Below are 22,359 nucleotides of genomic sequence, written 5' to 3'. Positions count from 1 at the left end.
CGACCCAAAACAAATTAACCCCCCAAAAAGGAGGAAAAACTATGGCCAGAGTTTTAATCATTGGAGCTGGTGGAGTTGGCAATGTGGTCACCAAAAAATGTGCTCAAAACCAGGAAGTCTTTTCTGAAATTTGTCTGGCCAGTCGTACTCTAGCTAAATGCCAAAAAATTGCCCAGGAAGTTAAAAAACTCTACAATATAGAAATTTCCACAGCCAAGGTAGATGCAGATAGGGTTCCAGAACTGGTAGCTCTTATTAAAGATTTTAAACCAGAAATGGTTATCAATGTGGCTTTGCCCTACCAGGACTTGACCATTATGGATGCCTGTTTGGAGACAGGGGTCCATTATTTAGATACTGCCAATTACGAACCACCAGACAATCCCAAATTTGAATACAAGTACCAGTGGGCCTATCAAGAAAAGTTTGAACAGGCTGACCTTATGGCTATTTTGGGTTGTGGCTTTGACCCTGGTGTTACCAATGCCTTTTGCGCCTACGCCCAGAAACATCTCTTTGATGAAATTCACTTCATTGATATTTTAGATTGTAATGCAGGAGAGCATGGACATCCCTTTGCCACCAATTTTAACCCTGAAATAAATATTCGAGAAATCACTCAGGTAGTGAGACACTGGCAGGAAGGAAAATGGATTGAAACGCCACCTGTAATTGAAGAAAACTCTGTGCATTTTACCTTCAACTATCCTGAAGCAGGTCCCAGAGAAAGCTACCTTCTCTATCATGAAGAAATGGAATCCCTGGTCAAACACATTAAGGGACTAAAACGCATCCGTTTCTGGATGACCTTTTCTGATACCTATCTTACTCACCTAAGAGTACTAAAAAATGTGGGAATGACTAGAATTGATGAAGTGGAATTTGAAGGACAAAAAATTGTCCCCCTTAAATTCTTAAAAGCCCTTCTTCCAGATCCTGCTTCTCTAGCAACCAATTACAAGGGAAAAACCGTTATTGGTTGTATTTTTAGAGGAATAAAAGATGGCCAGCCAATATCCAAATACATTTACAATGTCTGTGACCATGCCAAGGCCTACCAGGAGGTTCAATCCCAGGCCATTTCTTATACCACAGGTGTTCCTGCCATGGCTGGAGCCATGATGGTCTTAAAAGGCCTCTGGAGTGGTAAAGGAGTGTTCAATATTGAACAACTAAATCCAAATCCCTTTTTAGAAACCATTGCCCAAAATGGTCTTCCCTGGCAGGTAGTAGACTTTGAAGGGGACTTGCCTGAATAATGCTCGAACTAGCCAAAAACTCTTTACTAAAGGCTAAAGAAGACTATCCAGAGTTTATTATTCAGCAGGTAAAAACTCCCTGCTACCTTATCAGTGAAGATGTTCTTGAGCGTAATTGTAAGACCTTAGATTGGGTGCAAAAAAAAACAGGGGCCAAAATCCTTTTGGCCCTAAAAGCTTATAGCCTGCCAGCTACTTTTCCTCTTCTCAGCAAGTATCTGGCAGGAGTGTGTGCTAGTGGACTTTTTGAAGCAAAACTTGGAAGAGAGTACTTTCAAAAAGAAGTACACACCTTTTCTCCAGCTTACAAAGAAGAAGAGTTAGAAGCAATAGCCAGAGTTTCAGATGTAATTATTTTTAATACCATTGAACAACTTGTAAAATTTCAGCCCAGAGTTAAAAAAATAAACCCCCAGATTCAAATAGGCCTTCGCATAAACCCTGAATATTCAGAAGTAGAAGTAGAGCTATACAACCCCTGTACTCCTAAATCCCGCTTTGGGGTGCTTTCTTCAGAGTTAAAAGAAGAGCATCTTAGCTTCCTGGATGGACTGCACTTTCATGCCCTATGCGAACAGGATAGCATTCACCTGGAAAAAGTTTTAAACGCAGTAAAAGAAAAGTTTTATCCTTATTTATCTAAAATAAAGTGGCTTAATCTAGGGGGAGGACATCACATTACCAGAGCAGGCTATAATATAGATTTGCTCATAAGACTTATTAAGGATTTAAAACAAGAGTTCCATTTAGATATTTATTTAGAACCTGGAGAAGCAGTTGTTTTAAATGCAGGGGTAGCAGTCACTTCAGTACTGGAAGTCATTACCAGAGAGCAAAATATAGCTATAGTGGACATATCAGCAGAAAATCATCTTCCCGATGTATTGGCCATGCCCTATAGACCACAGATAATAGGTGCAGACCTACCTCAAAGGAAAAAGTACACCTATATCCTGGGAGGCCCAACCTGTCTGGCTGGAGATATCATTGGAACTTACTCCTTTGATAATCCCTTAAAACCAGGAGATAAACTGGTTTTAACCGACATGGCCCTTTATACCTTTGTTAAAAATACCTTTTTTAATGGGATAAACCTGCCCTCTCTGGCTACTTTTAACCTCAAGGAAAAACAGGTTAAGCTAATTAGAGAATTTTCTTATGCAGATTATAAGAGTAAGTTTATGGAAAAATAAAAGACCCTTTATTTAAACAACAGGTTTTATAATTTTTGATTTTTCTAAATAACTTAATATTTTGAGGATACAGCTTTCTATATCTTTTTTATCTGTTTCTACGATGATTTCAGGGTTTTCTGGTTCTTCATAAGGTGCATTAAATCCTGTAAGGTTATTTATCTCTCCTTGTTTAGCCCTTTTATACAGCCCTTTGGGATCTCTTTGCATACACACTTCCAAAGAGCATTTCACATACACCTCAATAAATTCTTCTTTTTTAAATAAGCTTCTAACTAAATTTCTATCTTCAGCAAAAGGAGAAGCAAAAGCAGCAATGGTTACTATCCCAGCATCTACAAACAATTTAGCCACTTCTCCTATACGGCGTAAATTTTCTTTTCTATCTTCTTTAGAAAACCCCAAATCCTTACAAAGGCCATGTCTGATATTATCTCCATCCAAAAGATAAGTCTTTATACCTTTTTGATGAAGTTTATATTCCAACTCCTTAGATAAAGTGGACTTTCCTGCTCCAGGAAGGCCAGTAAACCAGATCAAGCCAGCCCTATGGCCATTTAACCTTTCCCTATCTTCTCGCTGCACCTTCCCCCTTTGCCAATATATATTGGACTTATTTACTCCCTTTGTTTTATCTAAATTGGTCAACAAATACATACCAGCTCAATCAAAAGGATAAAATTCTTTTAAAAATTTATACACAGATCTGGGAACCAGATCTTGAAAATCTTCTCCCTTTAGCAACCTTTTCCTTACTTCTGTGCCAGTAGTAAACCGCTCTTGCATGCTTCTTTTCCAAAGGACTTGCACTGCAAAACCAAGCTCTTGCAAAAGCTTAACCTTATACTCTCCCCATTTATCATAAATAGTGACAAAAATATTGGAGCTTTTGGGTATGTAGTACTTTATCAACCAGGGCTTATGAATGGGAAAGGGAACAATATCAAAAAAACTGGCTTTAATATTATGCTCCAATAAAGCCAGCTTAAGCATCTGCATTCTTTCAAAAAAGGTAAAAGGATAAATGGGATCTTCAAAGCTTCTAAAGGGCTTCATTTCTTTTTTATCCTGTTCTAAAATATCACTGTAATCAAAATAGGCACAAGAAGGATCCATATCCGAAATACCAATGAGTAAATAATCACATCTTTTACAACACTCCAATAAATATTCCATATGACCAAAATGAACTATATGAAACCTTCCCTGAGCAACACCTATTTTCATCTTAAATTTACCTGTAAACCAGTTAACTATTCTTTACATGCCAGTTATAGGCACTTTGTATAATTTGCTCAATATGAGTAAAACGTGGTTGCCACTTTAAAACTTTACTTATCTTCTCCTTGGAAGCAACCAGCATAGGAGGATCTCCTGGCCTTCTAGAACTATATTCATAGTTGACCTTTTTAGCAGTAACCTTATTTACTGCCTCTATAACCTCCTGGACTGAAAAACCAGTCCCTATGCCCACATTAAATACCTCAGAACTGCCTCCACCTAATAAATACTCTAAGGATTTTATATGCGCATCTGCTAAATCAAACACGTGAATATAATCCCTTATACAGGTACCGTCTTTTGTGGGATAATCTCTACCAAGGACCTGTAACCTATCAATTTTACCCAGGGCAGAATAAATAGCCAGAGGAATCAAGTGGGTTTCAGGGTGATGCAATTCTCCAACTTCTCCTTCCAGATCAGCTCCAGCAGCATTAAAATACCTTAAAATCACGTATTTTAAGCCAAAACTTTCAGCAAAATCTTTAATCATGTTTTCTGAAAACAATTTGCTTTTACCATAGGGGTTAATAGGTACTTGAGGTGTGTTTTCAGTAATAGGTATTTTTTGAGGAATACCATAGGTAGCACAAGAAGAAGAAAAAATTATATTCTGGACTTTATATTTTTTCATAACTTTAAGTAGATTTAAAGTTCCAAGGACATTATTTTCATAGTACATATCAGGATTTTCTACAGACTCTCCCACATAAGCATAAGCTGCAAAGTGAATAACTGCTTTAAAAGAATATTGCCTAAAAACTTCCTCTATATCTTCTATATTTCTCAAATCCCCCTTAAAAAACTCTCCCCATTTAACAAAATCCAAATGACCTCTTTCCAGGTTGTCAAATACAATAGTTTTATATCCCTTTTGACTTAACATCTTATTAGTATGACTACCAATATATCCAGCTCCACCAGTTATAAGTATCACTTTAATACCTCCAAAAGCTCTGCAGGAAGACTATTTCTATATTCCCAGTATAAATGGCGTAAAGGATGATAACTATTACTATGCCAGGGTTTTACAGAACGAGTATAGTGAACAATAACAGGATTTTCTTTAGCTTCTTTTATCTCTGGATTATCAGAGTTAGATTCCAAAACTTCCCAGATTACATTGTATTTTGGATGTAGTTTCTTCCATTTTTTATGAAAAAAAACATTTAACACATCCTGATCCCACCACAAAATATCATCAAACCTATCATAGGCAAAATCCATAAGCTTTTTAGAAATACCTTCCTCTCTCCACTTTTTTAAATCTATAAAAAGTACTCCTGCGTTAAAATACTCATCGTACTCATATAAACCAAAACGCCTCAGATGAAGCTTTTGTTCAGGCTTAAACAAATGATCACAAGCATAAAGATAAATATCACTATCAAAAGTTAAGTCAAAAATAGAGGAAATATCTCCATTGATTATGGTATCCGCATCTAAATACAAAAGTTTGTCCACACTATCAGGTAAGATATCAGGTAAAATAAAGCGATAATAGGTAGAATGATTAATGTGGTGGGAAATTTTACAATTAACAAATTTTTCTTTTTTTATCTCAATACAATTTATAGCTACGCTAAAATTCTTTACAAAAAATTCACCTATCAAATTTAACTTCAAACTATTTTTACAATCTGTTACCAAAAATAAATCTAGTTCTATACCACTACAATTTTTAAGAAGTGAGAACAAAGACACAAAAAAATATTGCAAATAGTTTTCATCACTACAGTAGGTTATGTTATTTTTCATTTAATTAAATTTAATATTCTAATTAATAATTACCATCTATTTAAATCCATATTTCTGTAATTATAGATATAAAATAAAGAAAAAACAATAAAAATCATAAGATAAAAATCTTATTCTCTTCTTACTAAACCTATTTTTCTTAATTCTCATCTTAATCAAAACATATGTACAGTTATAAAGTTTTTTTATAATCCCAAAAACCTCCTCAAATTGGTTTTATGAAAGAGATTTTTTAGGTTTGACTAGAATAACATTGTATTACTTAGTTTTATTTTTTTAACAAAGTTATACAATCTAAATCTTTTATCTCTCCCCAATCTATTATTTTTTGCTCGACAACTTCAAAACCACATTTTATAGATATATGCTTAAATAATTCTCTAGTCATAAAATTTCTCCAATGCGGACTATGCCTAAAATCGCCACCGAGATTACAACTACAATTAGAATGATGCAAAAGAACATACCCATCTTTTTTTAAGACTCTATAAAACTCAAATAAGTATGAAATTATAACAATAACATCAAAATGAACCATTGAATCAAAACTAAATATGAATGTAAATTTATCATCTTTAATTTCTTGTAAGTTATACCCACTACATATAAAGTATTCCAAACGATCTAAATCTTTAAATCTTTTCTTGCAAAAATCGATATTTTCTTTATTCACATCAATCAATGTTATTTGTTTAGAATATGATTTTAAAATATTTATCCACCTACCCCTTCCACAGGCAAAATCTGCTGTATATGAAAAGTCTATATTAAAGTTGTTAAAAAAGGTAAAATTACATCTCTAAATTGGTTGTTTATATACTCCTCAGATGAATTAAAATAATGTTCAGCATTGTTTCCCCAAAAAAAGCTCTCTTTTTTTACTAAGTTCTCTATTTTTTCCTTATTTACTTTTAAATTCATACATTTCCCCCTTTTTAAACTTATAAAATATTTTATTAAGAATCTTTTAACATATAACATAATTTTTTTAAACTATGCTTATTTTTTATTAATTATAATATCAAATAATAAAGAAAATACCTGACATCCTATTCTCCACTCTGAATAAAACTTTTCAACCTTATTCTTAGCTTTTTTGCCCAAAATATTAGAAAATTCTGCATTGTTAGTTAATTCAATAATATTATTTACAACATTTTTAGTGTTTTCAAATTCTACTAAAATACCTGTACCGTTATCCAAAAATTCTTCAGCACCTCCGCCACCCTTAAACGCAATTATAGGTAAATTATTTAGCCCTGCCTCTAACATTACTAGTGGGAAAGGATCTTCTCTCGATGACAAAAACATAATATCACTTGCCAAATAATAATCATTTACATTCATAGTAAACCCTGTAAACTCTATGTTATCCATGGTTTCAATTAATGAAACATAATCTTTCCAAAAGCCAAAATCTTTATTATAATAATTTTTATCAAACCCTCCAACCCAACAAAAATAAATATCATCATTAATTTCTCTCGTTTCTAGGGCAACTTTAATAAACAGGTCGGCCCCTTTCCTGAAAGGCATTCCAATTCCAACACCTAAGACTATTTTTTTATGGACAGGTAAGCCAAGTTTACTTCTTAATTCTTCTTTTTTTATATTTTTATATTGAGAGGTATCAATACATTCGTTAATTATTGACACTTTACTTTTATCTATACCATATTTTCTTTTTAAATTTTTATATACACTTTTCGAAACAGCAATGAAAAAATTAGTATACTTTACTAAGTTGTCAATATGGTCTTTAGCATATTCTTGAATAGAACTTTCTAACTCATGTATGTGTGAAACTATTGGGATATTCAATTTAGATAATTTGTCATAAATTTTAGCGGAAACAACTGTATTTCCATATATGATATCAGGGTAACCTGAAAACATATTTTTTATAATTCCTAATAATTCATCGGTTTTATTATGTTTATCTTCTATAACATAAGTTTCACAATATTTTTGAAACTCACCTAAAAATTCACCCCTATTTAAAAAAAGAACTTTACAGTTTAAGTGAAGATTTTGAGTTAAATATTTTATTATACTTAATAAAACCTTCTGAGCCCCTCCAAAACAAGCATCATGACTAATGAAGAGTATGTTTAACTTATTTAAATTATTTCTCTTTTCGAAAAAATCTAATACATCTTTTGTTGCTTCTAAATATTGCCTGCCAAATTTTTTATCTGGTTCAAGACAAGCGCCCTCTGCCCATTCATTCCATGCATTTATAAATACAAACCTTTTATCTTTTTCAGATATTTTTCTTAAAGTAAAATCAGATACAATACTTAGCCAGGCTTTATAATACAATGGCAAAGAGAAAAAGAATGTAGTACCCATTCCTCTACGTCTTGCTTCATTATCCCATGAAGGACAAATTCCCCTAAATTTTTCGAAATCAGGAGCTATATTATCATATTTTATTGCAAGATCAATATTAGATAAATAATCTAAAACTTTACCTTTAAAATTTCTTCTTTTCACTAATATATCTGTAATCTCACTGGCAGGAAATGTATTAGGTGCAAATTCCAATGCAGCGTCAAAACCAAAATCTCTTGGATCATAATGTTCAATAGCATGTGTTCCAATTAGATATATTTCTCCTATACCGTTTTTAAAACACCAATCTCTAATTAAATCTGTATGCTTATTAGGCTCATTAAAAAGATTTGGTCTGTATATAATTAATACGGGCTTACCCTCAACTCTAATATAATTTTTATGCATCATATAGTTCATTGCAACATACTCTATAAATCTAACAGTATCATCAAATGAGTGTTCCTGTTTTATCAAAATCTCATTTTCCCTCCCATCCCATCTTCTAGTCCAATTCTCATTAGCCCAATTAAGACAAAAAGGAAAATCAATATTTTCATTTTCAACAAACTGCTTAATGGGTAACTCTAAAAGTCTTTTGCCTTGAAACCAGTAAAAGTGGAAACAAAAACCATAAATACCGTAAGATTTAGCTAAATCAACTTGTTGTTCTTGTATAGTTTTTAAACGTAGATCGTAAAAGCCTAATTCACCAGGTAGCTTGGGTTGATAAAGGCCTTTAAACCTCGGTTTTCCTAATACCACATTTGTCCATTCTGTAAAACCTTTTCCCCAAAATTTGTCATTTTCTGGAATAGGATGAAATTGTGGCAAATAAAAAGCAATATATTTCATACATTAATAACCTTTATTTTTTACAAACAATAACTTCATTATATTCACCTTCTATACCTAAATATTTATTTTCTATCGAAAAAATAATAGTTACAAAACGCTCTTCCCATTTTCTGATTAAATGGGTTATATCATATCCAAAATGCCAAAAAACAGGGCTTCCTTTAGAATTAATTGGATTTCCATGATATTCCTCAGAATAATACCAGACAATATTTCCTTTCGCATCTATATCTGCCCACCTTAAAGTGTTGTTGAATTTATTAACAAGAGGAACAGTAAAAATATAATAACCTCCCTTTTTTAAAGTTCTATAAATTTCTTTTAAAGCTAATTCAGGATTAGGCAAATGCTCCATGACATCTTGTGTAATTACACAATCAAATTGTTCAGAGTCAAACCATTGATTCTGCAAATCAATATTATAAAAATCGCCATTTTTTTTATCTTTTTTATCAGGAAAAAAATGTGATTGGATATAACTTTTACACTCTTTTTTTAACTTCAAACTAGTCCCTCTGTCAATTGGCGAAGATTCATGAATAATAAGATTAGTGTAATTATATCCAAAGATCTGCTTCAATACATACATTAGAGCTCTCTCGCGTGGAATACTTCCACATATTTCACATAAGTAATTATCTCTTAACCATTTACGGTTGCTCTTAAATTGAACTTTCTTTTCACAAATCGGGCAATATCCTTTTACTATATATACAAATTCTTTTTCCATTATTAAATATCCTTTTATATAATGTTATCAAGTTTTAAATTTTGTGTCTTAAGATTGTATAATAACCTTGGGTTTAAGTTTTGGTATCTACCATACACAACCAAATCAACTTCATCTTGATATTTTTCCAAAAACTCATCCGTAGTAACAATTAGGATCCCTTCATAATTTCCTTTTACATTATCATCTATAAAATACCTTATTTTCTCAGGATAAAATTTAGAAAGAAAATTATATGTCATTTTACCTGACTTTCCTAAACCAAATATTGCTATACTTTTTGCCATTCTTAAAAACTCCAAATTATCTAAAGCAATGTTTTTCAACTTAATTTCTTGATTCAATGAACTATTTATCATATTTAAGGATTTTATTATTTTATGTAAATAAAAAATTAAATCCATATATTTATTATTTTTAGACATGTATTTTACTTCTTTATTGTATTGTTTTAATTGATCATATAAAATTTCTAAAATTTTATTCCTCACCAAAGACACCTCATGAGTATGATCAAACCTATTCCTACAAGTGTTAGAATGATTCCTGTGAAAATTTAAAACATCAGATAAAAAAGCAATTTTTCCTAAAGTTGAAAGCAGTACATAAACATACCAATCACCAGCTACATTAAACTTAAAAATTTCTTCTTTATTCTTATCAAAAACATACTTAAGCTTATCTTTTCTAAACACCACAGCACTAGCATTTGGAATAACATTTTTTACATAAAACGCTCCAAATAACAAATCTAAACCATCAACAATAAAATCTTTTTTCCACATAGATGAAATTTCTTCAGTATAAAACAGATAATTTTTATGCATTATCTTATCATTTTCATCTACTACAGCTGATTGACAGTAGGATAAAACCACTCTTTCATCATCAAAAGGCTTTATAACCTCTTCTAAAAAATTATTTTTACAACAATCATCTGATTCAGCTATCCAAATGTAATCACCTTCTGCTAAAGAAATACCTTTATACCATTGTTTAAAAACATTACCACTATTTTTTTTGTTAATAATAAACTTTACAGAGAAATTAATATTATTTATTATATTTTTAATAATTTTTACACTATTATCAGTTGAAGCATCATCAATTATTATAAGTTCATAAATTGGAAAAGATTGATTTAAAATACTCTTAATTCTTTTATATAAATATTTACCATGATTAAAATTTGGAACAATAACTGAAATCTTTTTCAAGCTTTAACCCCTTAAAAATTTTTACTTAAAAAAATAATTAAGTTTTTTTACAATCCAAGTATTTGCCTTTCATTTTAATTGTAACTCGTTTATCTGCTTATCAGTCATAAAAGCTTCAATTACAACTAAATTATCAGTTCTAGCTATTACTTTAACTAGCTGTCCAATTATTATTTAGTAAAACAAAACTCATCAATTATACAATAAATATCATCTAAAAAATTTACATCTATTTTTTTCTTTTACTATTTTTTAAAATTACGTCTAACCATACTTATAACAGCAAACATCTTAAAAAATAGTCTAATAACATTACTTTATAAAGTATAAATAAATATTAAACATTCACTTTTTAAACAAAAAACCACCATACTATTTATAAATATTAACAACTTAAAACAAAACTTTTATCTATCATAAACAAAATAAAAAATCAAAAAACCTTTTACTATCTTTTTAACAAATTTTCTAAATAATAATTTAAATTATCTTAAATTACAGACAATCACATCATCACAGGTCAGCATAATAACTTAAATACCTATTTAATATTTTCACTTTATCTTTACGATAATATATTTTCTCTATTTATCAAAAAACCTGATTCTTCTAAAAAGTCAGTGTACACTTGCACATTTATTTTCCTTCTAAATAAATATTTATTCACATTTTCTTCACGCCGTTTAATTAATAATTTCAATTGATTATAGTTAAAAATATTTAAAATTTCTCTTTCTTTTAAAACAGGTATTTCTGCAAACTTAGCTACCTCAGACGTCCTAGAATCATGACATATTAAAAAACCGCAAATACCAGAATTAAGTGCGACAATAGTTCCATGTAGCCTTGTACCAACAATATAGCTATATTTTTTTACAAAATCAGACCATTTATCCACATCAAAAAAAACATTACCTTTACTAATTAAATAGGTTATTAATTCAGATAGGCTACTCTTAGCATACAGCTTAAGTATTAAATCCAATTTATATTTATCTTTAAAAGTTTTATGCAATAGAAACTCTATTTATTCTGGTTCAGATTGATATATAATAGGACAAAAAAAACTTCCAGCAAAACTGTATATATACTTATTTACCTTAGAAATAATAGAATTTTCAGAGATATAACCATGCCTAGTTCCCTGTAGTAAAATATCACCTTCTTTTGTATAAGAAATAAATTTATTATTAAACTTCATATATAATGAAGGACAACCAGTAGTAACAACATTTTTTATCCCAATAGATTTTAACCAAGAACTCGTGAACTCTCCTCTAGTAGAAATATATTTCGATTTTTGAGATAATAAATTAATCAATTCTAAACATGTGTTATTAATAACCACTTTATCTAAATCTTCTTCAGTTGCCTGCAACCCTATTCCTAAAGGAACTATAGGTATTTCGACTTTCTTTAATAGAGCATTAAGACTACTCCAATTAAAATGTGAATGTAACCAATTAACAGCAGGAATAACTAGTACATCGTATTTCTTGTTAACCTCATGAGGATCAAACAAGTAACCAACTGATTCTAATTTTCCCATTATATGCCTATATACGGCATTAACAAATAATAAATTACCAGTATTAAGACCAACTCTCCTGTAAAGAATTTCAAAATCTACAGATTCTGGACAATCATGCTTTAAGGGAATATCTACCACTGCTATTTTTGAATACTTTTCTCCCATATTAATCCCTAAATAATGTTATCCAATCTCAAATATTTTATCTTTATATTAGATACCAACTTAGGATTCAAATGTTGATACCTACCAAATAAAACTACATCTACTTCATTCTGATGATTCTCTAAAAACTCATTTGTTGTCACAATTGGTATTCCATTAAATTCTCCCTTTACATTATCATCAATAAAATATTTTATCTTTTCTGGAAAATATTTTGATATAAATTCGTAAGTCATTTTGCCAGATTTACCTAGGCCAAATATACTTATTCTCTCATAATAAGTCAATTTTTCTATATTCTCTAATTTCAACTTTATATACTTATTTTCATTTGTTAAATACTTATTTTGATTTATTAAATGAGAATTATACTGGTTTAACTGTGAATATTTTCTTTTGTAGTAGCTTTTCTCAATTAAAAAAAATTTTTCACTGTTTATAATGCTCCTATATTGAGAAAGATAATTTTTAACAATATCCTTTTCAATGCTATTTTTTATTAATTTTTCGTATATTTCCATTCCTAAGCTTAATAAGTTTTTTTCAACTATTACATCGTCCTTTTTTCTGCTCCTATAAAGATTTTCATCTAAAAATGAACTAAGCTCTTTTTTATTTTTATCAAATTGAATTCCTAAAAGATTTGAAATTTTATTGAAATTATTATCAAAATCATATAAAAGATTACTGTACACAACATTAATCTTTTGATATTTATCACCTATAAAATACTCAGCCAATAGGTTATAGTTTATCCATAAAGCCAATGATTTGTTATAGTCAAAATCACCTACTGCTTTTAAAGAAACAGCTACTTCTAAAGGATCTCTTATCATTCTTATAATTTTTATATTTAACCCAAGTCTCTTTAATGCTTCTTCATATATTGGAAATAACAAACATAAACGAGGATCCTTTATGGCAAATAAATCCACACCATCAAATTCATTATCTATTATACCACAAAGATCATTAACATATTTATCATAATCATCAGATTCAATTATCCATCTATAATCAAATTCTATATCCTCAAAACATGTCCCTAAGCTATTTAAAAGGCTATCATTAAAAAATAATAATTTTTTGTTTTCAAAATAGCCTTTTGGATTTCCTTCATTTGCTTCTAATAATTCTTCTCCTAAATAAACCCCCATTTTATTCAATAGACCAGTAATCGCAGATGTACCACTTCTATGCATAGCTAATACTACAACACATTGCTTCTTACTTAGAAGTTTAAAACGCCTTCTAAATATAACCTTATCCTCTTTGTGAATAGAGTAATATGTTGTCTCCAGCATTTTTTCAACTTTTGCAATTCTATTATTTACTATTTGCTTTTCAATTTTTGGAAAAATTTTAGTAGAAGACACATAATTTCTGTCTTGATATCTAAACATAGAACAAGAACTAAAATTAAACTTCTTTAAAATATCTATTGTTTCTGCAAAATCCTCATCAGTCTCAGTAGGGAAACCAACTATTGCATGCAAATGATAGTTTATTTTATATTTATCTAACAACTCTAAGACTTTTAAAATATCTTTCTTACTATAATCTCTATTCATTATTTTTAAAATTCTATCACTACCTGACTGAAATGCTACTACTAAATTCTTTATTTTTTTACTGTCAAAAATTTTTTCAAAGTCTTTGAAATATTTCTTTACATATTTTAAATTTAATTCAAATAAATTTAAAGTTTCTATATCCTTATTAAAATTAGATATAATCAAATTCAACAATTCAACTATACTAGTTCCTTGATCTACTCCATAAGCGCCAACATCGTCTCCTATTAAATTTATATTTTTACAACCTTTAGCAACTGCACCATTAATTTCCTTCAATACATCATGTAAACTTTTACTTCTAATACTGCCAACTACTTTTTTATCTCCACAATAAGAACAATTACTGTCACAACCATAAGAAACCATTATAGAAAAAGTGTTTTTTCTTTTATAAAAATAATTTTGTTCAGGTATATTATTTATAGATATACATTTGTTATTAAACAATAAATAGTCTAACTTATTTATATCGTCAAAAGTTAGTATCTTTTGTTCTGAAACACCAAGCTTTAATATTTTATTCTTAGCTACAGAAGACAAGCATCCTATAACAAAAATTTTATTACCTACATTATCAATAAAATTTTTTAAAATTTGTAACCCATTTACCTCATTAAACTCATTAAATGCACATGAAAAATAAAATACTGCGTCAGACTCAGTTACATCATAAACAACACAAACATTATTAACATATAAGTATTTTTTTATTTTTTCTAATAGCAATTGCCTTCTATTACAAACATTATTAATTTTAAAGTATACCCTCTTAAACAATCTCTTTTCTCCATTTTTGATATTGAACATTAAATCTTTTTACCATAGCAATAAAGTTTTCATTAGATTCTAATCTCACTAAAAGTGTATTAAAATATGGAACAAGATAATCAACTTCTAAAATTTTTTGATTAATTCTACTGAAAAGGTTTGCCACCATATCACCGGTATAAATGTTAAAACAAGTTAACCCATCAAATATTTCTTTTCTATACCCATTATCATCTAAAACAGGGGTCACAACTTTCTTATAAAAGTATTTTTTTTCTGTCTCACTGAGCTTTATTAAATTAACTATTACAGAAAAGATTAAGGCTGTCAAAGACTCTACTCTTTCTCCATAATCTATGATAGTATCCATTACAGAAACTATCCATCTTAAATTTAAATTTTCTGCTAAATGAATATTTTCATTTTTAACTAAAAAGAAAAATTTTTCTAAATTATTGCCAAGTTCAACCTTTCTTCTTATACAGACTATTAACTTTGCAATTTCGTAACTTAACCTCGATTTCCCTAAAAAATCTTTTTTAATTATTTCAAAATGTTCTGACAGATCTTTACTATAAATAATTGTATATCTTTTATAGCTTGCTATTATCTCCTTTTCATTTTTTCTATAGCAACTTTATCTAATATTGTTGATTTGCTTATAACGTATTCCATACAGTATTTCCTCATAAATATTTGAAAAATTACTTTTCCAGGTGATAATAGCACAAGCCCAATCAGACTCACTATAAACCAAAAAAGACTTAGGAAAAACTCTTTTTATTTTTTCTAACCACCAGTTTGCATTTCTTACTGTGCAGTGGGCATTTTCTCCATTAGGTAAAATTTCTGCAGCTGTTCTTGTAGCAATAAAAAAGAATACATTTTCAGAATAATATTTGATATGTTTAACAACATCTTCTATGTCAGTTTCGGGTATATGCTCTAATACATCTGTATTAATAATCAAATCATATTTTTTTTTGGGAATACTGCTAATTTTGTCAATCGCTGGATCATATCTATCACATTGAAGATTTAATTTTTTTTGTATTAAACTGTAAAGATTGCTTTGCCCAGATCCATAGTCTAACAATATATTAGCATCAATTTCATAAGTTATTAATTGTATTAGATTAATAAATCTTATAGAATTATATCCATAATGTTTTATTTTGTGAATCTTGTTGTACTGTTCTATCAACTTAACATCTAATATAGGCATATCAACTCCTATTTGATTGTTTAACTCTTGACAGTCTCTTTAAAATTCTAATTTTATACATGAGTTTAGGATTATTTATTTCCAATAATATCCTTTTATAAAAATATTCTTCTTTGGTAGAACTTAAATAGTAAAATTCATTAAACTCTTCATAAGATGAAAAGCAATCTTTTATTAACAGCCACATTAAATCAACCATATTTTCTGGTTTATAATCAATTAGTTTACCAAATCTCTCATTAAAAATTTTACTTTTTACATTTTTTTCGTAGTTTTCAGCAGATATCAAATATTGCGGCTTTTCAGGAAAATCAATTTTTAGCCTAATGGGTCTTGAAAATGTAAAATTAAATACAAAATTAGATATAGATTTTTTATCTTCAAACAACACAAAAAAATCCGACCTATACGCCCTTTCATAAACATCATCATTAATGATTATTCTATTTTCAAAATTATTATCAATCATCAATTTATTATAATCACTACCTGATGCTATAATCTTTATATTATCAAATCTTCTTAAAATCTCAATAAGCAACTCTAAATTTTTCTCTTCCATTATTTTATCATAACTTAAAAATAACTCTTTATTATCTTTAAGCAAGCTAAAATTCCAAAAATCATCTCTGGTAAATGAAACTTTTGGATATTTTTGGGTAGCTTTGTAAAATGGAATCATATCCAGGGATTCGTTAATATAGAAATTGATAAGCTCATTATCATTGTATTTCTTATCAAACTGTACCTTAGGAAGCTCTGGCCTCAGAAACACAAAACTGTTTGACTCTATTAACTGCCTAAAAGCAGATATATTTTTACGAGTATAGTCAAAAGGGTTTAAATAAACATCAATTACAAAGTATCCAAAATGAGAATCTATTTCTTTTTTCACATAAAAACGGTCTTTAATGCCTACACCTTGAACTATCCTTTCCAGAGACTCTAAATCTTCCTTTTTATAACAAGGATTTACAAACCCCACATAAACAGCTTCTTCATATTCAGTTAATACTATTTTTAAAGCCCTTAAAAACTCTTCATCAGGTAAGTTTTCATCTAAAACTGACCCTAAAACAATTTTATTTTTAAAATACTTTTCTTTATATTCTTTGGCTTGTTTTTTTAATTCCTTAAATACTTCTGCTTTTGGATTTATACTAAGTACTTCATGGCTTTGAGGATTAACTTCTCTTTTAAACCTCTTATAATAATTATCTTTTCCTATTTTTCTAATTACACACAGATATGAATTAGCCTGATTAAGATAAGCTTTTATTTTACTTTTATCTATTTGCATTTTTAAAATAATCTTTTTTAAGCCAGACTCACAATAAAAGGATAATCATCTTTTGCCCAGAATTCTCCAATAACTGCTCCACTATGAAAAGGAAAAGTATTTAAATAAACATCTATTACGTATCTATAAACCTTCGGATCAACCCAGCCAGGAAAATAAAATCTCTTTTCATCTATACCTACTTCCCTTAATTTTCTTTTTATAGATTCCACATCTCCTATACCACAGGCTAAATAAATGGTATCCTGGTTATCTTGCATAATTTTAGCAACAGTTTGTAAATAATCATAGTTATCTACTTTGATCAACCTACCAATAGAGCCCAAAATAATTGCTCCTTTTGGGTATTTGGCCCTTATTTGAGCAGCTTCTTTTTTAAATTGTTCTTCATCTCCTTTCAAGAAAATGTCATCTAATTTTAGAGTAAATTGTTGAAAGTCGTCCTTAAACTTAGAATCTTCTGGAGGTGGGTAGTGAATAATTCTCTCATCTATCCCTTCATTATCAACCTCATGGTTCATATGACACCAATACACTTGATTGGGGGCAGCCCTGGTTAGGAGCAAAAACTCACCCACAGAGTACAAGTGATCAGAATAAACAAGAACATCAATCCCATCATCTATTAATTGTTTCCTGAAGGATAAAATCAACTTCACCCTATCTACAAATATACCTTGTTTTAAAAATCTCTCATCTGGTTTTCTAACTTCAACGCCTATATCCCTTAGCATCTCTATGCACTTGCTCTCATCTTGATGAGTTCCAAAATCAAGTAAAGAAATTGAATAAAAATACAGCTCACACCTAGAGGTAAAATCAGCATCTTGTAAAAGACTTTTAGCCAGAGAATATTCCAGCTTAAAAGGAGACCAAAAGGAAAAAGTAGGTCTAACTATAGCTACTTTTATCTTTTCATTGCTAGTTTTATTCTTGGGCTTGGGTGGAGACAGGTTTAAATGCTCTTTAATCCATTGTTTATAAAACTCTCTACACGGTCTGGATATTTCTGCTTCTATTTTCTGAAAGTCAGCAGTTAAATCTTGGACAATGCCAATTAAGACAGAATAAGCTATATTATGAAAGAATAAAAGGTCTTTAATTAGTTTATTTTTTATCAAAAAAGATATCACTTTTTTAAACAAAGGATAGATAACCTCTCTTTTTCTACTGGAGAGAGATTAAAAGAATAGTTATACAAAATTATAAACCAGGAAAAAAGCATTATTCTCTTTCTATATCCAACCTCAAGTAGGAATTCACCTTCTAATAAGTTAGATAAAAGTTCTAAAATCAACTTGTTATCAACTTTACTTAAAAAAAAGGAAATAAACTTATCATAACCATCAGAAACAAGGACATTATTATCAATAAAAGTAAATAACCTTTTACAATAGGTTAATAATCCATCTTTAAAGTTATTATTTAGAATATCTAATAAAAATATCGTATCATTTATATAAAGATATTCTTTTTTATTTCTATAAAAATTAAAATAGTTTTCTAACTTTTTCTTAATTAAATCTATTCTATCATCTTTATCTATAACTTTGTTTTGCATAAGAAAAAATACATATAAAAATCGCTTGGTAAATAAATGACCACTGGCAGTTTTTTGAATAAAATACTCCCTGATAGCTTCTGAGTCGATATGTTCAGGCTCCTTCCCTTCAAGATAGTCTTCTATAAGTTTTAAAATAAGTTTATCTGTGTACATTTTTTACACGGCCAAAATATTTTCCAAAATATAAGCAAAATTTATGCTCATTTTTCGAAAAAAATCAGAATTATTTCGTTTTCCTAAAATTTGCAGCGCAATTTCTACCAGTTCCTGGGTATTATCAGCCTTTTTCATCAAGCCCTTGTCTATCAAAACCTTGTCATAATGGCTTACAAAAGACCTGGTGGAAATAGTAGGAGTGCCAAAAAAACAACTCTCTGCATTAATAGTCCCACCACCGCCAATAAAAAGGTCACAAAAGGCTAATAAATGCTGTAGATAAATTTTTTCTTTTAAAATAGTGGCAAAAGGAAATTGTTGCTCTAGATAAGAACTTTCATAACGAGGAATAAAGATAAAATTTGCATCTAACTTTTTATTTAAAATCTCAACTCCCTTATAAAGAAAATTATTTTTCTTAGACACATAAGAAGACTTAAACTCTTCCTCTCTTACTAAAATAAGAGGTTTTCCATTATCAAGTCCATATTTGTTTAAGATATATTGAAAATATTTTTTATCTGGTTTAAAGTCATAAAGCCAGAGATATACATCGTAAAAATTATAGGTAATGATCTGATCCTCTTCCAGACCAAAACGTAAAAATATCTCTTTGGGAACTAAATAGGGATGAAAAAGTCTGGTGGACAGAGGTATGGTCAGCCTGGCCTGGGGCAAGGCCTTTTTAAAATTGGCTGAGCAATCAGATAAAGGGATGTCATAAAAATTAATAATAGGAATACCCAAACCAAAAGCAACTCTATTGGCATCTACAGAACATAAAGAAACCAGTTTGCTGATATTATAAAGAGAGATAAACTCCATAAGAGCCTTTTGCCTTTCAATAGATGCTCGAAGCTTATCTCTAAGATTCCCTCCGCCAAATTCTCCTCTATTTACAAAATCAATTTTATATAAATTTAAAAGAGCTACAACTTCACGATATCCAACGCCTTCCCTGGCTGTAACCAGAACCCTTTGCCCCTGTTTTTGCAAAGCTTCAATAATTTTTCTAAAAAAAAGCACTGACTTGGGTGTGACCAGATCAAACCAGATCATAAGTTAAATGATTCCCTTTTCTTTATATTCCTCATACCACCAAGGCCTGATGGGAATTACATCCAGGTCAGAAAAAATGAATCCATATTTCCCTTTATACTTTAAAAGACCAACAGATTTTATATTTGGCTCTATTAGTTCACATTTATTAGCACAGGTATATAAGCAATCAGGATGACATTCTTTATTTTCTATTTTAGTAAGTATATTTCGAGAATTTTCCAGGACTCTATCCAAACTCCTGGCTGTTCTAATATTCCCCATCTTAAGATAGGGCAACCAAAGCAAACAGGGATACACATTACCATAAGGGTCAATATCTATACTTCTGGCTCCCATATAACAATTGAAATCTATTCTTTTATTTTCAAAAATAGCTTTTTGCAAAAAATATTTACTTGCATATCTTCCTTTATGATACCCTATAGCTCTAAGCTGCCTGTCTATCTCTTCTAACTCTTGCCTGGAAAACAAAAAATCTTCTTTACTCAAAGTTTTCTGAGTTAAATTATCCACCTCATTTCTGAATCTAGAAGGATTATATCTGCCATATCCAATATATAAGCCTACACCTAACTTTTTAGCAAAATTATATACCCACTCTATAAGATGAAAATTTTCTTTATAAATTGTAAACTGAAGCCTAAGAACTACCCCTTTAATTTCTTTTAACCTTTCTATGGTTTTTAAAACCTTTTCATATCCCCTTTTATGCAATCTTATCTTAGAGTAAGTAGATTCATCTCCATCAAAGGAAATATCTAACCTATAAATTGGGACTTTACTTAAAACATACTTAGCAATTTCAACATGCCTTTCAGGAAACCAGCCTGTAATAGGAGAGTCAATTATAATGTCTTTATGAAACTTATAGATGGAATCTACAGCCTTTATGTAGGTATCAGAAAGATGGGGCTCTCCGCCTGTTATATGAACTTTTTTTAAATCTAAGTAGTTAGAACTAAAAATACTATCTAGTTCTTCTTCTGTAAGCTCTTCTTTTCTTTTATCTTCCAGTTTCCAGATAGAACAATACCTGCATGGCCCAGGACAATATTCAGTAACTGTATAGGAAATATCCTCTATTTTATAATCCACAATTACTCTCCCTAAAAATAATTAAATTTTGTAATCTACTGAAAACAGGAGTGCTTTTCAAGCCATTTTTGGAGCTTTTGGTCCAAAATTTCATGTCTACCCAGCAAGTTTTGGGCTACTTGAAAATACTTGCCCTTGCGAAACTCAGCTTCTCCCTGAGAAATCATTTCTTTATTCTTTTCAATAAAAAGATAAATTCTCCTGTCCTTAACATTATGAAACGCTTCTAAAAATTTTTCATAAACAACTTCAAAAGGAAAAAAATTTAAAGCAAGATCAGCTATCAATAAAAAAGAATCTACATCTTTTTTTCTAGAAAAAAATCCATAACTTTTAAATAACCCTTAAACCAGAATGGCTCTTCTTTTATTTTTTCTAAATAAAAACAAGGTTCTAATTTTTTATTTAGCCAATCTTTTTCTTTTTCCTTAGATATGTTAGGTAAAATTTTTAAAAATCTAGTAAGCTCAAAATCATAACCATCTTCTAAGTAATAAAGATATGAATCTTCTTTAAGTGAATTAATATGCCTATTGCTTAAAATTTTACTATTATAAAGATCATATTTATAACGATTAGGAGTCTGGCTACATAAATGATAGATAACACTCTTAGGCTCTACTAATAGCTTTTTCCCCTTATTTTTCAAACTCAAACATAGATCCACATCTTCAAAACCATTTTTATACCTGGGATAAAAACCATTGATCTCCCAGAATAAGTCCTTTTTAATCAACAAAGCAGCTCCAGTAATTACTTGAAAAGAACGTTTTTTTTTCACCACCTCATGTTCTCTAGGAAAATAAGAGTACAAATGAAATACTTTCCTATGCAAATTAGCTACCACTCCCAAATGTTGAACAGTATTATCTGGATATAAAAGCAAGGGACCAACTGCTCCTATATCTTCATCACTTGACCAGACTTCAAGCAGAGGTTCCAGCCAGTTTTCCGTCAAAATGGTGTCATTATTTAAAAAGAATAAAAACTTACCCTTAGCTATCTTTGCTCCCAGATTACAAGCAGGACCAAAGTTTATATTTTCAGGCAAAGGTACATACACAAATCTTTTCCCAAAAAGCTCTCGGCCAACCCCCTTAGCTAAAGTAGCTGTTTCGTCCTGAGAGCCATTATCTACCACAATAACTTCCACATCTTCTCTGGGTGTGTTTTTTTCAAACTTACCAAACAATTTCTGGTAAGCTCCCACTTATTAAAAACAGGGATAATAATTGATACTATGATGTTCATCTTTACAAATAAAGTTGTTAATTTTTTAGAAAATT

General features: G+C 29.8%; 23 protein-coding genes. 2 read left to right on the top strand and 21 right to left on the bottom strand.

Going from position 1 to position 22,359, the window contains the following annotated elements; genetic code table 11:
• The first annotated feature begins 41 nt into the window (after positions 1–41).
• Positions 42–1,259 (top strand): saccharopine dehydrogenase family protein, encoded by a 1,218-nt coding sequence (locus ACZ42F_RS00880; RefSeq protein WP_464279397.1) that lies wholly within the window; start codon positions 42–44, stop codon positions 1,257–1,259.
• Positions 1,259–2,452: a carboxynorspermidine decarboxylase gene (gene nspC, locus ACZ42F_RS00875; protein ID WP_464279396.1), complete on the top strand. Its 1,194-nt coding sequence runs from the start codon at positions 1,259–1,261 to the stop codon at positions 2,450–2,452. The genes ACZ42F_RS00880 and nspC overlap by 1 nt, the downstream gene beginning before the upstream one ends.
• A 12-nt stretch (positions 2,453–2,464) precedes the next feature.
• Here nspC and cysC read toward each other — a convergent pair whose 3' ends face one another.
• From cysC to ACZ42F_RS00770, 21 genes are all read right to left on the bottom strand, one after another.
• Positions 2,465–3,109 (bottom strand): adenylyl-sulfate kinase, encoded by a 645-nt coding sequence (gene cysC, locus ACZ42F_RS00870; RefSeq protein WP_464279395.1) that lies wholly within the window; start codon positions 3,107–3,109, stop codon positions 2,465–2,467.
• A 6-nt stretch (positions 3,110–3,115) separates the two neighbouring features.
• On the bottom strand, positions 3,116–3,679 hold the full coding sequence (locus ACZ42F_RS00865; protein ID WP_464279394.1) for a hypothetical protein: 564 nt from the start codon (positions 3,677–3,679) through the stop codon (positions 3,116–3,118).
• Positions 3,680–3,701: 22 nt separating this feature from the next.
• Entirely contained in the window at positions 3,702–4,670 is a 969-nt protein-coding gene (gene galE, locus ACZ42F_RS00860) for a UDP-glucose 4-epimerase GalE (RefSeq protein ID WP_464279393.1), read from the bottom strand.
• Entirely contained in the window at positions 4,667–5,491 is an 825-nt protein-coding gene (locus tag ACZ42F_RS00855) for a glycosyltransferase family 8 protein (RefSeq protein ID WP_464279392.1), read from the bottom strand. The genes galE and ACZ42F_RS00855 overlap by 4 nt, the downstream gene beginning before the upstream one ends.
• Positions 5,492–5,759: 268 nt before the next feature.
• Positions 5,760–6,257 (bottom strand): class I SAM-dependent methyltransferase, encoded by a 498-nt coding sequence (locus ACZ42F_RS00850; protein ID WP_464280277.1) that lies wholly within the window; start codon positions 6,255–6,257, stop codon positions 5,760–5,762.
• Positions 6,254–6,412 (bottom strand): hypothetical protein, encoded by a 159-nt coding sequence (locus tag ACZ42F_RS00845; RefSeq protein ID WP_464279391.1) that lies wholly within the window; start codon positions 6,410–6,412, stop codon positions 6,254–6,256. The genes ACZ42F_RS00850 and ACZ42F_RS00845 overlap by 4 nt, the downstream gene beginning before the upstream one ends.
• Positions 6,413–6,490: 78 nt before the next feature.
• Positions 6,491–8,680 carry a glycoside hydrolase family 99-like domain-containing protein gene (locus tag ACZ42F_RS00840; protein ID WP_464279390.1) on the bottom strand — a complete coding sequence of 730 codons (2,190 nt, stop codon included), beginning with the start codon at positions 8,678–8,680 and terminating at the stop codon, positions 6,491–6,493.
• A 13-nt stretch (positions 8,681–8,693) separates the two neighbouring features.
• Complete coding sequence (locus ACZ42F_RS00835) at positions 8,694–9,413, bottom strand: class I SAM-dependent methyltransferase (protein WP_464279389.1); 720 nt, start codon at positions 9,411–9,413, stop codon at positions 8,694–8,696.
• A 14-nt stretch (positions 9,414–9,427) separates the two neighbouring features.
• Positions 9,428–10,630, bottom strand: a complete 1,203-nt coding sequence (locus tag ACZ42F_RS00830; protein ID WP_464279388.1) for a glycosyltransferase — start codon at positions 10,628–10,630, stop codon at positions 9,428–9,430.
• Between the two features lie 565 nt (positions 10,631–11,195).
• Positions 11,196–11,615 carry a polysaccharide pyruvyl transferase family protein gene (locus ACZ42F_RS00825; protein WP_464279387.1) on the bottom strand — a complete coding sequence of 140 codons (420 nt, stop codon included), beginning with the start codon at positions 11,613–11,615 and terminating at the stop codon, positions 11,196–11,198.
• Between the two features lie 42 nt (positions 11,616–11,657).
• Complete coding sequence (locus ACZ42F_RS00820; RefSeq protein WP_464279386.1) at positions 11,658–12,326, bottom strand: polysaccharide pyruvyl transferase family protein; 669 nt, start codon at positions 12,324–12,326, stop codon at positions 11,658–11,660.
• An 8-nt stretch (positions 12,327–12,334) separates the two neighbouring features.
• On the bottom strand, positions 12,335–14,680 hold the full coding sequence (locus tag ACZ42F_RS00815) for a radical SAM protein (RefSeq protein ID WP_464279385.1): 2,346 nt from the start codon (positions 14,678–14,680) through the stop codon (positions 12,335–12,337).
• The gene (locus tag ACZ42F_RS00810) at positions 14,673–15,041 is read right to left on the bottom strand and encodes a hypothetical protein (RefSeq protein ID WP_464279384.1); all 369 of its coding nucleotides are present in this window, start codon (positions 15,039–15,041) and stop codon (positions 14,673–14,675) included. The genes ACZ42F_RS00815 and ACZ42F_RS00810 overlap by 8 nt, the downstream gene beginning before the upstream one ends.
• 267 nt (positions 15,042–15,308) lie before the next feature.
• Positions 15,309–15,896, bottom strand: a complete 588-nt coding sequence (locus ACZ42F_RS00805; protein ID WP_464279383.1) for a methyltransferase domain-containing protein — start codon at positions 15,894–15,896, stop codon at positions 15,309–15,311.
• A gap of 1 nt (position 15,897) precedes the next feature.
• The gene (locus tag ACZ42F_RS00800) at positions 15,898–17,196 is read right to left on the bottom strand and encodes a hypothetical protein (protein WP_464279382.1); all 1,299 of its coding nucleotides are present in this window, start codon (positions 17,194–17,196) and stop codon (positions 15,898–15,900) included.
• A 17-nt stretch (positions 17,197–17,213) separates the two neighbouring features.
• Entirely contained in the window at positions 17,214–18,341 is a 1,128-nt protein-coding gene (locus ACZ42F_RS00795) for a hypothetical protein (RefSeq protein WP_464279381.1), read from the bottom strand.
• Entirely contained in the window at positions 18,326–18,913 is a 588-nt protein-coding gene (locus ACZ42F_RS00790; RefSeq protein WP_464279380.1) for a hypothetical protein, read from the bottom strand. Before ACZ42F_RS00790 ends, ACZ42F_RS00795 begins: the two co-directional genes overlap by 16 nt.
• 3 nt (positions 18,914–18,916) lie before the next feature.
• Positions 18,917–19,975, bottom strand: a complete 1,059-nt coding sequence (locus ACZ42F_RS00785) for a DUF354 domain-containing protein (protein ID WP_464279379.1) — start codon at positions 19,973–19,975, stop codon at positions 18,917–18,919.
• A gap of 3 nt (positions 19,976–19,978) precedes the next feature.
• Positions 19,979–21,073 carry a radical SAM protein gene (locus ACZ42F_RS00780; RefSeq protein WP_029965558.1) on the bottom strand — a complete coding sequence of 365 codons (1,095 nt, stop codon included), beginning with the start codon at positions 21,071–21,073 and terminating at the stop codon, positions 19,979–19,981.
• A gap of 35 nt (positions 21,074–21,108) precedes the next feature.
• Positions 21,109–21,360, bottom strand: coding sequence for a hypothetical protein (locus ACZ42F_RS00775; RefSeq protein ID WP_464279378.1), 252 nt, complete (start codon positions 21,358–21,360; stop codon positions 21,109–21,111).
• A gap of 11 nt (positions 21,361–21,371) precedes the next feature.
• Complete coding sequence (locus ACZ42F_RS00770) at positions 21,372–22,265, bottom strand: glycosyltransferase family 2 protein (protein WP_464279377.1); 894 nt, start codon at positions 22,263–22,265, stop codon at positions 21,372–21,374.
• Positions 22,266–22,359 lie beyond the last annotated feature (94 nt).

The organism is Desulfonauticus autotrophicus (assembly GCF_055381725.1).
Note: the sequence above shows the minus strand (reverse complement) of the source record. Positions and strands in the feature narration are given on the sequence as shown.